The organism is Rikenella microfusus DSM 15922 (genome assembly GCF_000427365.1).
Classification (GTDB): domain Bacteria; phylum Bacteroidota; class Bacteroidia; order Bacteroidales; family Rikenellaceae; genus Rikenella; species Rikenella microfusus.
Genome location: NZ_KE386488.1, coordinates 1,384,969 through 1,403,485, shown reverse-complemented (window position 1 = coordinate 1,403,485; position 18,517 = coordinate 1,384,969). Strand labels below are relative to the sequence as shown.

10 protein-coding genes and 1 tRNA gene are annotated in these 18,517 nt (G+C 58.0%); 3 read left to right on the top strand and 8 right to left on the bottom strand.

What is annotated here, in order from left to right; translation table 11 throughout:
- The first annotated feature begins 122 nt into the window (after positions 1–122).
- The 3 genes from fldA to RIKMI_RS0106990 all read left to right on the top strand — a co-directional run bounded on the left by fldA (position 123) and on the right by RIKMI_RS0106990 (position 2,095).
- Positions 123–626, top strand: a complete 504-nt coding sequence (gene fldA / locus RIKMI_RS0107000) for a flavodoxin FldA (RefSeq protein WP_027291019.1) — start codon at positions 123–125, stop codon at positions 624–626.
- Entirely contained in the window at positions 623–994 is a 372-nt protein-coding gene (locus tag RIKMI_RS0106995) for a DUF2023 family protein (RefSeq protein WP_027291018.1), read from the top strand. Before fldA ends, RIKMI_RS0106995 begins: the two co-directional genes overlap by 4 nt.
- A gap of 291 nt (positions 995–1,285) precedes the next feature.
- Positions 1,286–2,095, top strand: a complete 810-nt coding sequence (locus RIKMI_RS0106990; protein ID WP_027291017.1) for a M48 family metallopeptidase — start codon at positions 1,286–1,288, stop codon at positions 2,093–2,095.
- Positions 2,096–3,464: 1,369 nt separating this feature from the next.
- On the opposite strand, the gene RIKMI_RS0106985 is transcribed toward RIKMI_RS0106990, so the two are convergent.
- From RIKMI_RS0106985 to rpoC, 8 genes are all read right to left on the bottom strand, one after another.
- Positions 3,465–5,852 carry an ABC transporter permease gene (locus RIKMI_RS0106985; protein WP_027291016.1) on the bottom strand — a complete coding sequence of 796 codons (2,388 nt, stop codon included), beginning with the start codon at positions 5,850–5,852 and terminating at the stop codon, positions 3,465–3,467.
- Between the two features lie 570 nt (positions 5,853–6,422).
- A tRNA-Cys gene (locus tag RIKMI_RS0106975) sits at positions 6,423–6,493 on the bottom strand.
- Between the two features lie 133 nt (positions 6,494–6,626).
- Positions 6,627–8,834, bottom strand: a complete 2,208-nt coding sequence (dpp5, locus tag RIKMI_RS0106970) for a dipeptidyl-peptidase Dpp5 (protein ID WP_027291014.1) — start codon at positions 8,832–8,834, stop codon at positions 6,627–6,629.
- Between the two features lie 283 nt (positions 8,835–9,117).
- Positions 9,118–9,990 (bottom strand): DUF3137 domain-containing protein, encoded by an 873-nt coding sequence (locus RIKMI_RS0106965; RefSeq protein WP_115356388.1) that lies wholly within the window; start codon positions 9,988–9,990, stop codon positions 9,118–9,120.
- 5 nt (positions 9,991–9,995) lie between these two features.
- Entirely contained in the window at positions 9,996–10,583 is a 588-nt protein-coding gene (locus tag RIKMI_RS0106960; RefSeq protein WP_245584945.1) for a LemA family protein, read from the bottom strand.
- Between the two features lie 7 nt (positions 10,584–10,590).
- On the bottom strand, positions 10,591–12,783 hold the full coding sequence (locus RIKMI_RS0106955; protein WP_027291011.1) for a glutamine synthetase III family protein: 2,193 nt from the start codon (positions 12,781–12,783) through the stop codon (positions 10,591–10,593).
- 193 nt (positions 12,784–12,976) lie between these two features.
- Positions 12,977–14,014: an aspartate--ammonia ligase gene (gene asnA / locus RIKMI_RS0106950; RefSeq protein WP_027291010.1), complete on the bottom strand. Its 1,038-nt coding sequence runs from the start codon at positions 14,012–14,014 to the stop codon at positions 12,977–12,979.
- 230 nt (positions 14,015–14,244) lie between these two features.
- Positions 14,245–18,489: a DNA-directed RNA polymerase subunit beta' gene (rpoC, locus tag RIKMI_RS0106945; protein ID WP_027291009.1), complete on the bottom strand. Its 4,245-nt coding sequence runs from the start codon at positions 18,487–18,489 to the stop codon at positions 14,245–14,247.
- Between the last annotated feature and the right edge of the window lie 28 nt (positions 18,490–18,517).

Sequence of the window (18,517 nt, the reverse complement as noted above, 5' to 3'; positions counted from 1 at the left end):
GAACGGGAGCGCCCGACGCCGGAAATGGGGATGTCCGTTTTGCAAATTCCCCATTTTTGGGGATTCCCGTCCCGCGCAGGAAACCATAGCTTTGTAACAAACAAAAATACGAAGCCATGGGAATGAAAACAGGAATTTTTTACGGAAGCACGCTCGGCACCACGGAAGCCATCGCCGCACAGATCGGCGAGAAACTCGGCATAAGCGCCGGCGATATCCACAATGTTGCGGACACCGACATCTCGAAAGTACGCGACTACGATTGCCTGATTCTGGGTACCTCGACCTGGGGCAGCGGCGAGTTGCAGGACGATTGGTACGGATTCGCCGACAAACTCAAGGCCGAAAACCTTTCGGGCAAGACCGTAGCGTTGTTCGGCTGCGGCGACTCGGCGGGCTATTCCGACACTTTTTGCGACGCCATCGGCGTACTGCACGACGACCTGGCCGCGACCGGCTGCCGTTTCGTCGGCTCCTGCGATCCGTCGGAATATACGTTCGACAGCTCGGCAGCCGTACAGGAAGGCAAGTTCGTCGGGCTGCCGATCGACGAGAACAACGAAGGCAACCTGACGGCCGACCGGATCGAAAGATGGACAGCCCGGTTAAAAACCGAATTGTCATGAACCGGCCCGATTACTCCGATTTCTCCGAGATGCGGGTCTTCATGCACCACATCTACGAGTTCAAGAAAGGGGTACGCAGCCTGATTCTCTGCACGATGTGCAGAACGTGCGCGGATTTCATGATCCAACGCCTCGAACGGCAGCACATCGAATACCTGTGTCAGCCCGTATCGGGGAACAAGGTCAATCTCTATTTCGGCAAACGCGCCTGTCTGGACGCGGTCCGCTCGTTCGTGGACAAACCCCTGAACCTGCTGACGCCCGAAGAGGATTTCATGCTGGGAGCCATGCTCGGTTACGACATCGGTCTGCAATGCGAGCGTTTCTGCCAGCGGAAAATGAAATCGGCGGCTCTACGGGCAGTCTGAAAGGCGATTCTGCATTTCCCCGCATGTATCGGGGAACGAAATATACTTTGGCCGGTTTTGCGCCGGATGGTTTTCTGCCGTCCGGGCGGTGGCGCGAGCCGGAAAAACAGGTAATATATATAATTCCTTATTTTACATCTCTTTTTCATCGTTTGTTATGTCCGAGCGGCGGCCTGCGCGTTTATCGCAGGCCGCCGCATTCGTTTTTACGGAAAACTGACGTAAAATAATTGGAAACCCGGCGGCATTGACCTACTTTTGCATACATAACAAACGAAACCCCCAACATTCATGAAGAAAATCTTTACTTTTTTACTGGTTGCGGCTCTCGCCACTACGGGCGTCTCGCATGCCCAGTTCAAACTGAACAAAGCCATCGGCGCAGGCGCCAAAGTACTTAAGGCGGCCACGCTGACCGACGCCGAAATCGAAGGTTATGTCAAAGAATACATCGACTGGATGGACGAACACAATCCCGTCTGCGAAGGAGACGACCCGTTCGCCGTGCGGTTGGCGAAGATTACGGAGAAAATCAACGTGGACGGACTGAATATCAAAGCATACCGTGTCCGGGACGTCAATGCGTTCGCCTGTGCGGACGGCAGTATCCGGGTCTTCGCGGGCCTGATGCAGATCATGACGGACGAAGAGATTCTGGGCGTGATCGGCCATGAGATCGGGCACGTGATGAACAAAGACAGCAAGGATGCTTTCCGCACGGCCCTGCTGGCTTCGGCCCTGCGCGACGGGGTAAGCTCGGCGGGAGGTACGGCGGCCAAGCTGTCGGACTCGCAGCTGGGCGAACTCGGCGAAGCGGTAACCAATTCGAAGTTTTCGCAGAAACAGGAATACGCCGCCGACGAATACGGCTACGATTTCCTGAAATCCCACGGAGAAAATCCGTGGGCGATGGCCCTCTCGTTCGAAAAACTGAAGAAAATGCAGGAGGAGATGGGAGCCGACAAAAGCAACAAAGTTCAGCAATTATTTTCGACGCATCCGGACCTGGATAACCGGATCAAGCGGATGACCGAAAAAGCGACGGCCGACGGGTTCGAACGTCCGGAAATGACGGCTCCCGAAACGGAGACCGCCGAATAAATTCCGAACTGCACCGGACAGCTTCGGCCCACGATATCCGGATTGTGCGGGTGCCGCCCTCAGCCGGTATCGTCCCGGCGGCACAGCCAACGACACGGTACGGGATCCCGCCTGCCAGGCCATCCGACGAAAAAGCAGCCCCTGTATATACAGGGGCTGCTTTTTCTCCATAACAGGACTCCACGGTGAGGTTCCGGCAATCCCTGTGGTCGAACGGAAATCCTGCAAGGTACATCCATACGACTTTGCCCGCCATTGGAACAGCCGACGGTACCCCAGACGGCTCCGGATTCTGCCTGCAAATTAATTGTATTGTTATTTTTCATTCGGGTCGGGCACCCGGGAGGTCTCGGGTAGTTACAGCCCGGCTCGAATACCCGACGGCACCGAACTCCCCGTGGGGAGGCGTCCGGCCCGCCCGCTGACGTGGAAGCCTCATTTAACCGTAGGTTTAAATGTACTGTTTGTCGCCGACGAGCGTTTGTTCTTTCTTTCCCGCTCATGCCGCGGGGCACTTACTTTTTTGTGCGACCAAAAAAGTAAGCAAAAAAGTCGCCGGGAATGCGATTCCCCGTTCCCGACTCCCGTCGGATCGGAAAATCGCACATTCCCGGGTTGGCAACCTCTACCCGTACTTCGATACCAACTATAAGAAGCCGGGAGTACTTCGTTAAACCTACGGTTAAATGGCCGGGGCATGCTTTGCGACCTTCAGGTCGCGCGGGCCGCAGCCTCGCCCCGCGGAGGCCCGCTCGCTCGCCAGGCTCGTTCACAGTCTCCGCAGGCTGCGACCCTCGGCAAATCACCGTACGGTTTTACGCAAAGTTCTCCCTTAGTCAGGCCGGAGCCACCCCGGGCGGCGACCTGCAACTGCGCAGTGCTTGTTGCGGCTCCGCTGGCTCCGGCCATAATATTTAACTGTACGGTTTCTTGTATGTCTTTCGCTGACGGGCGTTTATTTTTCTTCGCCCGCTTATGCCGCGGAGGCATCGGCTGTGCCGGACGCCTCATGCCGGCGGGGCACTTTCTTTTTTACCTGCGGTTGCCTCCTGGCGCCTCGGCCATACGAACAAGTTCGATGGCCGAGGCGTAAGGAGGAAGCCGGAACGGCAACCTTCCCCCGATGCAGCCCCTGCCGGGACCTTTGCGAGGATTTCCACCGCCCCGCAGGTACCGCTTAGCGCAGGGCCGGTCGGGGAGATCATTGCACGGTTTTGAGCAAAATCGTATTCCCCAATCGTATCCAAACATTTCCTGCCGGCCCCTCGACGGAACCGGCAGGAAACCGGGCGGCAGGAACAGACCGCCCGTACAGGCCGCAGAGCCTCGGCCCGGTCCTCGGGCCGAGGCTCCGAAACGACCGCGGCGGCTATTCGCCCTTGACGGCATGGGCCGGATTTTCGACCGCCGCCTTATAGCTCTGCCCCAATACCGTGAACAACGCGATCACCAGCGTCGCCAGGCCCGCCACCGCGAAGATCCACCAACTCATCTCGGTACGGTAAGCATACTGGCTCATCCATTTGTCCATCATCCACCACACCAGCGGCACGGCAATCACGAACGATACCGCCAGCCATTTGAGGAAATTCGCGCACAGCATGCCGACCACCTGGCCCACCATCGCCCCGTGCACTTTGCGGATGGCAATCTCCTTGCGGCGGCGTTCCACCGAATAGCCCACCAGCGCGAACAGCCCCAGACAGCCGATGAAGATAGCCAGCACGCTGAAAGTCAGCAGACGGGCCCGAAACAGGTTTTCCAGCTTGTACATCTGGTCGAACTGCGCGTCCATGAACTCATATTCGTAAATCTCGTTCGGGAACATATCGCGGAACGTGCTTTCGATATGGGCCAATGCCTGTTCGATCTGCCCGGCCGCGATCCGGATATAGGGGTTGCCGCTCCACGTACGAACGAGTACCAGCGGCGTCACCTGCTCGGTCACCGGCTGATGCTGGAAATCCTTGAACACCCCGATAAACTTCTCGCCCGGAATCTGTACCTCCGGCGCAATGTTGCGGATATACTTGGCGAACGCCTCGTTGATGACCATATTGGTCTGGTTCCATTGCAGGCGGTCGAAATTGCTGTCCGAAATCGAATCCCCCTCGACCATCGGCACGCCCAGCACGTGGAGCGTATGCTGGTCGCCATAGAGGTACATCGGCGTATAGGACTGGTCGTTCGTAATCTGCACCGTATTCATCTGGCCCACCTGCATCGGATTCCCCTGGATCAGCGAAGCGTCGACGATCGAGGGCGAAGTCAGCAACCGCCCGCGGAACGTCTCGAATTTCTCATTGTTCATGAACGAACCGCCGCTTACCGTCACCACATTCTCGCGGTCGTAACCCAGATCGAGCGTCGTCAGGTAACGCATCTGCTTATTGATCAGCAGTGTCGCCGCTATCAGGCCGATCGAGATCACGAACTGGAACACGATCAGCGCGTTGCGTACCACCGACATCTGACGGCCGCCGCTCGACCGGTTGGCGATGGCGTCCAGCGGTTTCATACGCGTCAGGGTGACGGCCGGGAAAATGCCCGACAATACGCCGCAGACTACCGGCAGACCGACGAAAAGCACCAGCAGGATATCCCAACTCAGCGCAAAAGAGAGTTCGCTGCCGACGATCATCGGATAGAGCGGCCGCAGCAGCCAGGCCAGGATGAAAGCCGTAACCGCCGAGACGAAGGTAATGACCACCGAATCGCCGATAATGAATCCGATGAGACTGCGGCGGCTGGCCCCCATAATGCTTTTGATCCCCATCGCGCGGATCACCTCGGTCGAACGGGCGGTATAGATATTGACGTAGTTGATAATGGCGATCACCAGCACCAGGGCGGCGATAATGCCCAGTACCACGAGCGACGAAGGATCGTACATATTCATCGCCCCGGAAACTTCGGGCGTGAAATAGCAGTCGTTGAACGGACGGACGTGCGGAACCTGCGGACTGTCGAATCCCCCTTTTTCCTCGATGTACTCTTCCGGCGATCCGGCAAAGGCACTACCCAAATCTTCCCACATCCGGTCGATCAACGCCACTTGGAACTTCTTATTGAAAGCCGCCAGATCGGTACCGGGATGGAACCGGAAATAGCACTCGCTCATCCACATGTACCATTTGTCTGCCTTACCGTTCGGGTCCGTCATCTTGAAAGTGAAGATCACGTCGGGATTGTAGAGCGAATTTTCGGGAATATCCTCGAACACGCCGGTGATTGTCACCGGATAGGTGTTATTGACTTCGATCTGCTTGCCGACCACGTCGATCGAGCCGAAGAGTTTCATGGCCGACGAACGGCTCACCAATCCCTTTGTCCCGTCAGCCAATGCGTCGGCTCCGCCGCCGCTCACCATCCGGAAGGGGAAGACCTGGAGCAGATTCGAGTCGCCGAACATCGTCTTCAACGAGAAACGCGCTCCCCCCGGCTGGTTCGGTATGGACACGGTCATGTTTCCGCGCTGTCCGGCCCGCGTAGCCGCTACGACCTCCGGGAGTTGAGTCATGAAACGCGCCGTCGGGTCGGGACAGATCGAGCCGATCTGTTCGACATCGATTTCGCAACGGGCGACGTCGTCCATCGGACGGGTGAAACAAGCGTCGTGACGTACCTGAGCCATGATGAAGATATACATCACGATAACGGCGGCGAATCCGAGGGTCAGTCCCAGCCAGTTGATGATAAAGGAGAGGGGCCTGTGTTTCTTGGCCCGGAAACTCTCCATGAGGAATTTTTTAAACATATCGATTGTGAATTTGCATTTATTTCTGCGCCTATTTATTTCCAACTCCGTGCCATAATTCACAAAATACTGTATAACAGATATTTACATAAAACACAACAAAGGCCGGTTGTCTAAAAATTAGACACCGGGTGTCCATTCTTTAGACAGTCGGCCGTAGATTCCGGAGCCTGTCGGGGTGGTTGCGCCTCTATCGGGAGACGGAGTAGATTCGATCGGATAACCGTATTTTGCACCGTCTTTGTCTTCGGACCATGATTCCCCGCCCCGGGCAGAAAGTCGTACGCCGCCGAGCCGAAACCGGATTGCCGGATGTCCCCCTTTTATCATGCAAAATTTTACCGGGACGAACCAAGAGCCGCGCGACCGTATCCGGATGCAAACAGCGATCGACGGAGAGTCGGACGCACGGTTACAAGAAACAGATCTCCCCGCAGACGGTCTTTCCGAACAGGCAGGAAGAGTATCGGGAGGGCCTGTGAACAAGGCTTTTTTGAGATCATCCGCCTCCCTGAAAAGACGAAGAGCTTTCAATGCGCTGCCAAACAGACGATTAAAAGCTCTTTTTTGAGGTCGGTAGCAGATTCGAACTGCTGTACGAGGTTTTGCAGACCTCTGCCTAACCACTCGGCCAACCGACCCGGTGTCGTATAACGTGGTGCAAAGATAGTCCTTTTTCGTAAAACCGCAATATCCACCCTAAAAAAGGCTCCTTTCCATAAAAGGAGAGGAGCCTTTTTCCCTGTTTTTCGGACAAAGCCGGGAACGGAAAAACTACCGCTTCACGTATTTGTCCAGCCAGCCGAAGAACTCCTTGTTCCATACCAACGAATTCTGCGGTTTGAACACCTGATGCCCTTCGTCCTCGAAATAGACCAGCCGCGACGGGATGCCGTGCGCCCGGGCCGCCGTGAATGCCTGGAGGCTCTGCGTGAACGGAATCCGAAAATCCTTTGCCCCCGTAATGATCAGGATCGGCGCATACCAGTCATTCACGGCCAGATGCGGCGAGTTGGCATACGAGCGGTCGGCCACCTTGTTCCCCGGCCGCTCCCAGTAAGCTCCGCCCAAATCGTTGGTCGGGAACCACAACTCTTCGGTTTCGCCATAAAAACTTTCGAGGTTGAACATCCCGCAGTGGGCGATGAACGCCTTGAAACGCCGGTCGCTGTGCCCGGCCAGATAGAATGTCGAATAGCCCCCGTACGAAGCTCCCACGCAACCGCGGCGTTCGGTATCCACCCACGGCTCGCGCGACACGTCGTCGATAGCCGAGAGGTAGTCGCGGATATTCTGGCCGCTGTAGTCGCCCGAAATCTGGTCGAGCCACTCCTGCCCGAACGACGGCAGGCCGCGGCGGTTCGGAGCCACCACGATATAACCCTGCGCCGCCATCAGTTCGAAATTCCAACGATAGCTCCACCGCTGCGAAACGACGCTTTGCGGGCCGCCCTGACAATAAAGCAGCGTCGGGTATTTTTTCGCGCTGTCGAAGTTCGGCGGCAGGACAACCCACGTCAGCATCCGTTTGCCGTCGGTGGTCGGCACCCAGCGCTTCTGCACCGTCCCCATATCGACATTATCGTAAATCTCCCGGTTGATAAAGGTGATTTGGCTATCCTTCCCGTCTTTGACATTCACGGCGAACAGCTCCGGAGCCATTTGCAGGGTGGTCTTTTCGGCCACGATCACCGCCTCGTCCGCCCCTGTGCCGCATGCGGCCGAGGAACCGGCCTGCGCCGCATTCGGAAACGCGATGCTGAAGCCCGTGTAGTCATGGTCGCCCGCGGTCAGCACGTCGATTTTGCCTGCGGAGAGATCGGCCCGGCAAATCTGGTGGGTAGCCTCGATCGGAGCGATGAAATAGATGGCGTTGCCGTCCGGCGTCCATTTCAGATTGGCGGCGTTGTAATCGAACCCGTCCGTCACGTATGTTTTGGCGCCGGTAGAAAGGTTCATCACGAAAAGACGGTCTTTGTCCGACTCGTTCCGGGCGCGTTCCATGCTTTGCCACGCCAATTTGCTGTCGTCCGGCGAGAATACCGGATACTTGTCGTACCCCGGCATCCCCTCGGTCAGGTTCCGGGTCTTCCCGTCGGCCAAGGTATAGAGGTAAATATCGCTGTCGGTACTCATGGAATATTCGTAACCGGTCAGTTTCTTGCAGGTATAGGCCAGCTCGGTACCGGCATTGTTCCAAGCGATCTCGCCCATATCGAAATAGGGCGCCAGAGGCGCATCCCACGCTTCGCCGGGCATGATGTCTTTCGCACCGGAAAGCCCGTCGCCGGCGGTAGCCGACGGATTCAGGTCGGCCACGAAGATATGGCTGTACGAACCGTCTTCCCAGCAATCCCAATGGCGTTCCATCAGGTCGTCGTAGATCAGGGCTTTGGATTCGGGCATGCCGTAAAGATCGGCCGAGGAGACGGAGTCTACTTTCACGTCGGCGGTGTACCACACTTTATCGCCTTTCGGGCTTACGCCGAAACCGGTAATGCCGCCCTCCACGGAGGAGAGCCGACGCAGCCCCGTGCCGTCGGGCTGTACGGCCCACAGCTGCTGTGCGGCGCTTTCCCCTCCCCTCGAACTGAGGAAATAGATGCACGTTTCTCCGGTGGCGGGATTCACGCCCCAGGCGGGAGAGTTGTCCTTGCCGCCGTTATCGGTGATCTGCCGCGCCTGCGCAGGATCGCCGACCGGCATCACGTACAACGAAGTATAGCCTTTGTTGTCGGCCATATTATAATAGGTCAGGGCGTAAAGCACCTCTTTCCCGTCGGCGGACAGGGAACTGGAGCCGATACGCCCCATTTTCCACATCACTTCGGGAGTGAAAACGCGTGCCTGTTTTTCGGCGGCGGTCAGAGCGGTGTCCAAAGCCACGTTGCCCGATGCGACGCTGCCGGACGGCGTGCTGCCGGTACCGCAGCCGGTCAGGGCTGCGGAGGCGATCATCCAAGTGGTCATCAGTCTTTTCATACTATATTCAGTCGTTTACTATTCTGTAAATGGAACCGTACGTTTGTCGGTCAAAGGTCGAACGGAAACGAGCTTTGCAAGTTGGCATGCCTCCGCAAAGCGAGGCTGCGACCCTCGGCAAATAACCGTACGGTTAAATTAGGTTTCCACGTCAGCGGGCGACACCGGGCATGCGATTCGGCGCAACCGCCTCTGCAACGCCGCCATGCTCCATCCGAACTCTTATCCAGAGAGTGAGCCTGCCTCTTCCCTCCTCTCCAAGCCTCCGTTCCCGCCCCCGACACTACTCTTTCGTCCAGATCCGGGTATTCATATTCAGCTCCCCGACGATCGCCGTGAGTCCCCTCACCGCCTCGATATCGCGTTCCGTACACCGCTCCAGCGGACGCCAGATACTCGCTTCGTAATGGTTCGCCGCGCACGAACGCGCCACCATGATGCAGGAACCGGTAAAACTGATGCTCAACTGTTCCGGATACCTGTTCCAAAGTTTCATGATACGCTCCATCAGCCCCGGCGTGAGGAGATACCGCGCCTCGGTCTGGTCGGTGGAACAGACCAGGAACTCTTTCATCAGTTCCGGATTCTCCAGCTGGACGCGCCGTCTCCCGGCCAGCCATTTGCTGCCCCAGAAATTGGGCACCAACGTGGTCTGACCCCGGAAATGCTTATTGAAATCCGCAACGAAAAAGAACCCCCGGAAAATATCCACCCACGTGGTACGGGTGCCGTTTTTGGTATGCGTCGTCCGCCTCTCCTGCGCATGGACTTCCGCAAAACGGAAAACGGTCTTGCCGACACGGCCTTCGATCAGGTCCTCGGTGGCATAGCGGTCGGGAGGAGCGCCGAACAGGTTGCTGGCCCGGAACACCTCCTCGTCGATTCCCGCCCCGGGCACATAACGTCCCTCATCGCAGAACCGCCCGACGAACTGCGGAACGATCTCGCTTTTATAATACCTCGATAACTTTTTAGACAACTGAGCGGACACGACCGGCAGTGCGATCAACGACAACACCGCCATGCCGATTCCGTAAACACCCGCAGCCAGCACGCCGACCAGGGTCAGCACAGCGCAACCGGCGAACCATATCCACCACTGCCGGCGGTAACGCGCCTGCAATCGAGGGAAATCCCCGCTCTCTATACCGGACATATCCGTCACTGCCTTCCGCACCGGTTATCTCCGAACAGATTCCCGACATCGGGCACCCCGCGCTCTTCGGCCGGGGTTTCGAGCACCCGCCCGGGACGGAAACCGAACAGTCCGGCGATAACGGACGAAGGGAACACCTGTACGGCATTGTTATAATCCGTCACGACGGCGTTATAGGTACGCCGGGCCGCCGACAACTGCTCCTCCAGCTCATTGAGCGTGCGCTGCAGATGCAGGAAATTGTCCGATGCTTTCAGGTCGGGATAATTTTCGGCCACGGCATAGAAATTCCGCAGGCCGGTCCTGAAACCGCTGTCGAACGCGTTTTTTTCGTCGGCCGACAACTCGCCGTATGAATTTTTACCTTTCCGCAGGGCCACGACCCCGGCGAACAGCCCCGTTTCGTGCGCGGCATACCGTTTCACGGTCTCCACCAGGTTGGGCAGCAGGTCGAAACGCTGTTTGAGCACGGCGTCGATCGCCCCCTGCGCATTGGCGATTCCGTTACGCCGCCGCACGAGTCCGTTGTAGATGGAAACAGGAAGCGCCACCAGCAACAGGAGAACGGCGGCGAGAATGATCCAGGGTACCATATCTCGTTTATTTCAGGAACAGCAGTTCGCGGTATTTGGGCAGCGTCCACATCTCGTTATCGACCATCAGCTCCAGTTTGTCGATGTGGTAACGGATCTCGTCCATCAACGGCACCACCGTATCGTGATAAGCGATGGCTTTGGCCCGCTCGCCGCAGATTTTGTTGGCCACCTTGCGGGCGTTCACCAAGTCGTTCACCTGCGCCTGGATCGCCGAAATATGGTCGTTGATCTGCTCGATCAGCTCCACGTCGCGTTGCGAAAGCATGTCCGCCCGCTGCCCGTCGCGGAAAATCTGGTGCACTTTGTACACCTTGTCCAGCAACAGGCTCTGGTAACGCGAAGCCACCGGCAGGATGTGGTTCATCGCCAAATCGCCCAGCACGCGGGCTTCGATCTGCACTTTCTTGGTATAGGTCTCCCAATCCACTTCCGTGCGGGCGTGCAGTTCCACTTCGCTCAGCACGTTCATCGAGGTGAACAGGTCCACCGATTCCGAAGTCAGGAAACGGTCGAAGATCAGCGGAATGCTGGTTTCGGTATCCAATCCGCGCTTCGCGGCTTCGATTTTCCACTCCTCGCTGTAACCGTTGCCGTCGAAACGGATCGGTTCGCACTCCTTGATGTACTTTTTCAGCACCGTGAAGATCGCCTTTTCGATCGGCATATGGGTAGCCGTCAGCTCGTCGATCTCCTTGCGGAACCGGGTGAGCTGATGCGCCACGGCGGTGTTGATGACCGTCAGCGCCCCGCCGCAGTTGGCCGAGGAGCCGACGGCGCGGAACTCGAACCGGTTGCCCGTGAACGCGAACGGCGAGGTCCGGTTACGGTCGGTGTTGTCCAGCAACAGTTCCGGAATATGCGCGATGCCGAGTTTGAATCCGGATTTGTCGTCCACTTTGATCGCCTCTTCAGACGTGCTCGACTCGATCTTGTCCAGCACTTCGTTCAGCTGACGGCCGAGGAACACCGAGATGATCGCGGGCGGCGCTTCGTTGGCGCCCAGCCGGTGGGCGTTCGTGGCGCTCGAAATGGAGGCTTTCAGCAGGCCGTTGTACTTATAGACCGCCATCATCGTATTGACGAGGAAAGTCACGAACAACAGGTTGTCTTTCGGCGTCTTACCCGGCGAAAAGAGGTTCACGCCGGTATCGGTGCCCAGCGACCAGTTGTTGTGCTTGCCCGAACCGTTGATTCCTTTGAACGGTTTTTCGTGCAGCAGGCAGCGGAAGCAGTGTTTACGCGCGATACGGTGGATCACGCTCATCAGGAGCAGGTTGTGGTCGTTGGCGAGATTGGCTTCCTCATAGATCGGCGCCAGCTCGAACTGATTGGGGGCCACTTCGTTGTGCCGCGTTTTCACCGGGATGCCGAGTTTGAGCAGTTCGACGTCCAATTCTTTCATAAATGCCGCCACACGGGTCGGAATCGAGCCGAAATAGTGGTCTTCGAGCTGCTGGTTTTTGGCGCTCTCGTGCCCCATCAATGTCCGGCCCGTAAGAATCAGGTCGGGACGCGCGGCCCACAGCCCTTCGTCCACAAGGAAGTATTCCTGTTCCCAGCCCAGAAAGGCCGTCACCTTCTTTACGTTCGGGTCGAACAGTTTGCACACCGAGGTCGCGGCTTTGTCTACCGCGGCGATGGATTTCAGCAGCGGGGTCTTGAAGTCGAGCGCTTCGCCGGTATAGGCGATGAAGATCGTCGGGATGCAGAGGGTCGAATCCACGATAAAGGCCGGCGAGGTCGGGTCCCAGGCCGAGTAACCGCGGGCTTCGAAGGTGTTCCGGATACCGCCGTTCGGGAAACTCGACGCGTCGGGTTCCTGCTGGATCAGCAGTTTTCCGGAGAACTCTTCGATCAGCCCGCCGTGGCCGTCGTGTTCCACAAAGGCGTCGTGTTTTTCGGCGGTACCGCCGTTCAGCGGCTGGAACCAGTGCGTATAGTGGGTAGCCCCCATCTCCATGGCCCACTGTTTCATTCCGGCAGCCACACCCATAGCCAACTCGCGGCTCAGGGGCGTACGGTTGTTCATGGTATCCACCAACGCTTCGTAAACGTTCTTGGGCAGATATTTCCGCATACGATCCTGGGTGAAGACGTACATGCCGAAATATTCGGAGGGCCGTTGGGCCGGCAGCTGCACGTCGAGGGCTTTACGTCGGATCGCTTCGTCTACAACTTTGAATCTGAGTGATGACATGGGTGTGTGATTTATAAGGTTATTTCCGCTTCCGGATTTTTCAGAGCCTGCTTAAACTGTCGCCGAGGTTATTTTACAGCGTTTTATTCCGTTTTACCCGTTCCGGACGGGACGCAGGGCGGGGCCATGCAACGAATCCGGAGGCGGGATAAAAGAGCCGGGAAAAACGAGGGTTGCATGTTCGGCCCGGTTCTTATTTCAGTTCTATGTTATGTTGTCGGCACGCTTCGCGCATCTCTTCGGGCCAGATGCTGGCCTGCACTTCGCCGATATGGGCGCAGCGCAGGAAGAACATGCAGAGCCGCGACTGGCCGATCCCGCCGCCGATGGAGAGCGGCAGCTCGCCGCCGAGCAGCATGCGGTGGTATTTCAGCCCTTTCCGCTCGTCGTATTTGCCGCTGGCCCGGAGTTGTTTCTCCAGCGATTCCGGCGTTACGCGGATTCCCATCGACGAAATTTCGTAAGCCGATTCGAGCACCGGATTCCACAGGATCAGGTCGCCGTTCAGACCGGCGAAGCCCTCTTCATTGGGGGTGATCCAGTCGTCGTAGTCCGGGGCGCGGTCGTCGTGTTTCCGTCCGTCGGAGAGCGGGGCGCCGATACCGATGATGAACACGGCGCCGTATTTTCGGGCGGCTTCGTTCTCACGTTCTTTCGGGCTGAGTCCCGGATATTCGCGCAGCAACTCTTCGGCATGGACGAAAACGATATCGTCCGGCAGCACCGGCGTAATGTGGGGATGGGCACGGTAAACGGCCTGTTCGACGCGGAGCAGCACGTCGTATATTTTCCGTACGATCTCTTTCAGAAAAGCGACATTGCGTTCTTCGGGACGGATCGTCCGCTCCCAGTCCCACTGATCGACGTAGAGCGAATGGATATTGTCCAGCTCCTCGTCGGCGCGGATGGCGTTCATGTCGGTATAAAGCCCGTAGCCCGGCGCGATCTGGTAGGCGCCCAACTTGATCCTTTTCCATTTGGCCAGCGACTGCACTACTTCGGCCCGCGCACCGCCCATATCCTTGACGGGAAAGCTCACCGCCCGTTCCACGCCGCTCAGGTCGTCGTTGATCCCGGTACCGGAAAGTACGAACAAGGGGGCGGTAACGCGGCGCAGGTGCAGCTCTTCGCTCAGAATACGCTGGAAAGTGTCCTTGATCTCTTTGATCGCCTGTTCCTGGGTCTCCGGAACCAGACGCGGACGGTAATCGCGCGGAAAGGATAATGCCATCGGTCTGTTTTTAAGGGACAAATATAATGTTTTTTCCACACGTTTTATTTTCCGAATACGGGAAATACGACCTCTTCCCGCCCCCCGGATTTCCCGCTGCCGGAGCTTCGGGGCAAGGCCGCGGGCCGGCATAAAGACAACCCGAAACGGTCGCCCGCCCGCACAAACGAAAGGGGCAGGCTCCGTTCCGGAACCTGCCCCTTTCGTACTTTCCGATTGCCGCCGGAACGCTATTCCGCCGCGAGAGCCTCGGTAGCCGCTTCGGCCGCGGAAGCCACGGCCTCTTTCGGACCGACGATCAGGTCCTGGAATTCGCGCACCCCGGTCCCGGCGGGGATCAGGTGGCCGCAAATCACGTTCTCTTTCAGTTTTTCGAGCGGATCGACCTTCGCGTTGATCGCCGCTTCGTTCAACACCTTGGTGGTTTCCTGGAACGAGGCGGCCGACATGAAGCTGCTGGTCTGCAATGCCGCGCGGGTGATCCCCTGCAACACCTGGTTCGAAGTGGCCGGTACGGCGTCGCGCACCTGGACTTCTTTCAGGTCTTTGCGGCGCAGGGTCGAATTTTCGTCGCGCAGCTGGCGCAGCGTGATGATCTGTCCGGGATGGAGCGCGGCGGAATCTCCGGCGTCGGTAACGACCTTCTTTTCGTAGATGTCGTCGTTCTCCTCCATGAAATCCCATTTGTCCACGATCTGTTCCGGCAGGAAGCGGGTATCGCCCGGATCTTCGATGCGCACTTTGTTCATCATCTGACGGACGATGATCTCGAAGTGTTTGTCGTTGATCTTCACGCCCTGCATACGGTACACTTCCTGGATCTCGTTCACGATGTACTCCTGCACCTTGGTCGGCCCCTGGATGGCCAGGATGTCTTCCGGGGTGATGGCGCCGTCCGAAAGCGGCATGCCGGCGCGGATATAGTCGTTCTCCTGCACCAGGATTTGTTTGGACAGCGGCACGAGGTATTTCTTCACCTCGCCGGTACGCGAGGTTACGGCGATCTCGCGGTTACCGCGCTTGATCTTGCCGAAGGACACTTCGCCGTCGATTTCCGATACCACGGCCGGGTTGGACGGGTTGCGGGCTTCGAACAGCTCGGTCACGCGGGGCAGACCCCCGGTGATGTCGCCCGCCTTGCCCACGGCGCGCGGAATCTTGATGAGGATGTCGCCAGCGTTCACCTTGGCGTTCTCCTTGACCACGATATGGGCGCCTACCGGCAGGTTGTACTGTTTCTGCTCTTCGCCGCTCTTGTCGAGGATCCGGATGACCGGGTTCTTGGTCTTGTCGCGCGATTCGATGATCACTTTCTCGCGATAGCCGGTCGTTTCATCGGACTCTTCGCGGTAAGTAACGTTTTCGATCACGCTGTCGAAAGTGACCTTACCGCCGAATTCGCTGACGATGACGGCATTGTACGGGTCCCATTCGCAGAGCAGGTCGCCCTTGGCCACTTTGTCGCCGGTATTGACGTAAAGCGTGGCGCCGTACGGCAGGTTGGCGTTATAGAGCGTGGCGCCGGTATTGTCGTCCACGATGCGCAGGTCGGCCAGACGGCTGATGACCATATAGACCGTGCGGCCGGTGTCGTCCTTGCGTTCGACCATCCGGAGTTCGTCGATCTCGATATGGCCGTCGTAACGGGCCACGATCTTGTTGTCGGCAGCCGAACCGCCGGCAACCCCCCCGACGTGGAACGTACGCAGGGTCAGCTGGGTACCCGGCTCGCCGATGGACTGGGCGGCGATCACGCCGACCACTTCGCCTTTCTGAACCATGCGTCCCGTGGCGAGGTTCCGTCCGTAGCACTTGGCGCAGACGCCCTTGCGCGATTCGCAGGTCAGCACCGAACGGATTTCGACCATTTCGATCGGCGACTCTTCGATCGCCTGCGCGATCTCTTCGGTGATCTCTTCGCCCGCTTTCACGATCAGTTCGTTATTGAGCGGATTGTAAATATCGTGCACCGAGGTGCGGCCCAGAATGCGTTCGTAGAGCGACTGCACCACCTCTTCGTTGCGTTTGATGGCCGTAGCCTGCAAGCCGCGGAGGGTGCCGCAGTCTTCTTCGTTGATGATGACGTCCTGCGCCACGTCCACCAGACGGCGGGTCAGGTAACCGGCGTCGGCGGTCTTCAGCGCGGTATCGGCCAGACCTTTACGCGCACCGTGGGTGGAGATGAAGTATTCGAGCACCGACAGCCCCTCCTTGAAGTTCGAGAGGATCGGGTTCTCGATGATCTGCGCCGCTTCGGCGGTCGATTTCTGCGGTTTGGCCATCAGGCCGCGCATCCCCGAAAGCTGGCGGATCTGCTCTTTCGAACCGCGGGCCCCGGAGTCCAGCATCATATAAACCGGGTTGAAACCCTGGTCGTCTTCCGTGAGCTGCTTGAGCAGGGTCTGGGTCAGTTTCGAGTTGGTATGGGTCCAGATGTCGATGATCTGGTTGTAGCGTTCGTTGTTGGTGATGAAACCCATGTTGTAGTTTTCCATCACCTCGGCCACCTGGTCGTAACCGTCCTGCACCAGCGCCTCTTTCTCTTTCGGGATGATGACGGCGTCGAGGTTGAACGACAGACCGCCGCGGAAAGCCATCCGGTACCCCATCGCCTTGATGTCGTCCAGGAAGTTCGCCGTAACGGCGGCGCCGCACCGTTTCATCACGTCGCCGATGATGTCGCGGAGCGACTTCTTGGTCAGCAGCAGGTTGATATAGCCGACCTCTTTGGGCACCACCTGGTTGAAGATGATGCGGCCGACGGTAGTGTCGATGATGTTCCCCGGCCCGAGGCGGAGTTTCACCTGGGCATGGAGATCCACGCGCCCTTCGTTATGGGCGATGATGGCTTCTTCGGCCGAATAGAACACAAGCCCTTCGCCCTTGACGCCTTTGCGCGGCTTGGTGATGTAATACAGGCCGAGCACCATGTCCTGCGACGGTACGGTGATCGGGGCGCCGTTGGCGGGGTTCAGGATGTTGTGCGAACCGAGCATCAGCAGCTGCGCTTCCAGAATGGCGGCGTTGCCCAGCGGCAGGTGCACGGCCATCTGGTCGCCGTCGAAGTCGGCGTTGAAGGCGGTACATGCCAGCGGATGCAGCTGGAGGGCCTTGCCTTCGATCAGTTTGGGCTGGAAGGCCTGGATACCCAGACGGTGCAGCGTAGGGGCGCGGTTCATCAGTACGGGGTGTCCCTTGATGACGTTTTCGAGGATATCCCAGATCACCGGGTCCTTGCGGTCGATGATCTTCTTGGCCGATTTCACGGTCTTGACGATCCCGCGTTCGATGAGTTTGCGCACCACGAAAGGTTTGTACAACTCGGCGGCCATGTCTTTCGGGATACCCATTTCGTGCATCTTCAGCTCGGGGCCTACGACGATCACCGAACGGGCCGAGTAGTCCACGCGCTTACCGAGCAGGTTCTGACGGAAACGTCCCTGTTTCCCTTTCAGGGAGTCGCTGAGCGATTTCAGCGGACGGTTGCTTTCGGTCTTGACGGCGTTGGATTTGCGCGAGTTGTCGAACAGCGAATCGACGGCTTCCTGCAACATACGTTTCTCGTTGCGCAGGATCACTTCCGGAGCTTTGATCTCGATCAGCCGTTTCAGACGGTTGTTACGGATAATCACGCGCCGGTAGAGGTCGTTCAGGTCGGAGGTCGCGAAACGTCCCCCGTCGAGCGGCACCAGCGGGCGCAGCTCCGGCGGAATCACCGGAATCACGCGCATGATCATCCACTCCGGCTTATTGACATTGCGCGAGGCGCGGAACGCTTCGACGACGTTCAGCCGTTTGAGGGCTTCGCTCTTGCGCTGCTGCGAGGTCTCGGTCGAAGCTTTGTGGCGGAGCGAATAGGAGAGTTCGTCCAGATCGACGCGCTGCAACATCAGCTCCAGCGCTTCGGCGCCCATCATGGCGATGAACTTGTTGGGGTCGTCGTTCTCCAGCGTCCGGTTGCCTTTGGGCAGGGTATCGAGAATGTCGAGGTATTCCTTTTCGGTCAGCAGGTCGCCCTCCTCGACGCCTTCGGCCGCCCCTTTCTGGATCACGATATACCGTTCGTAGTAGATGATCATGTCCAGTTTCTTGGTCGGAATGCCGAGCAGGTAGCCGATCTTGTTCGGCAGGCTGCGGAAGTACCAGATATGGGCGACCGGCACTACCAGCTGGATGTGCCCCATGCGCTCGCGGCGCACTTTCTTCTCGGTCACTTCGACGCCGCAGCGGTCGCAGACGATCCCTTTGTAGCGGATGCGCTTATACTTGCCGCAATGGCATTCGTAATCCTTGACGGGGCCGAATATACGCTCGCAGAACAGGCCGTCGCGCTCCGGTTTGTAGGTCCGGTAGTTGATGGTCTCCGGCTTGAGGACTTCGCCGCTCGATTTTTCGAGGATCTGCTCGGGCGATGCCAGCGAGATGGTGATCTTCTGGTAGTTGCCCGTGGCTTTGTTATCTTTGTTATATGCCATAATCGTTATTGTTCCTTGTTGAATGTGA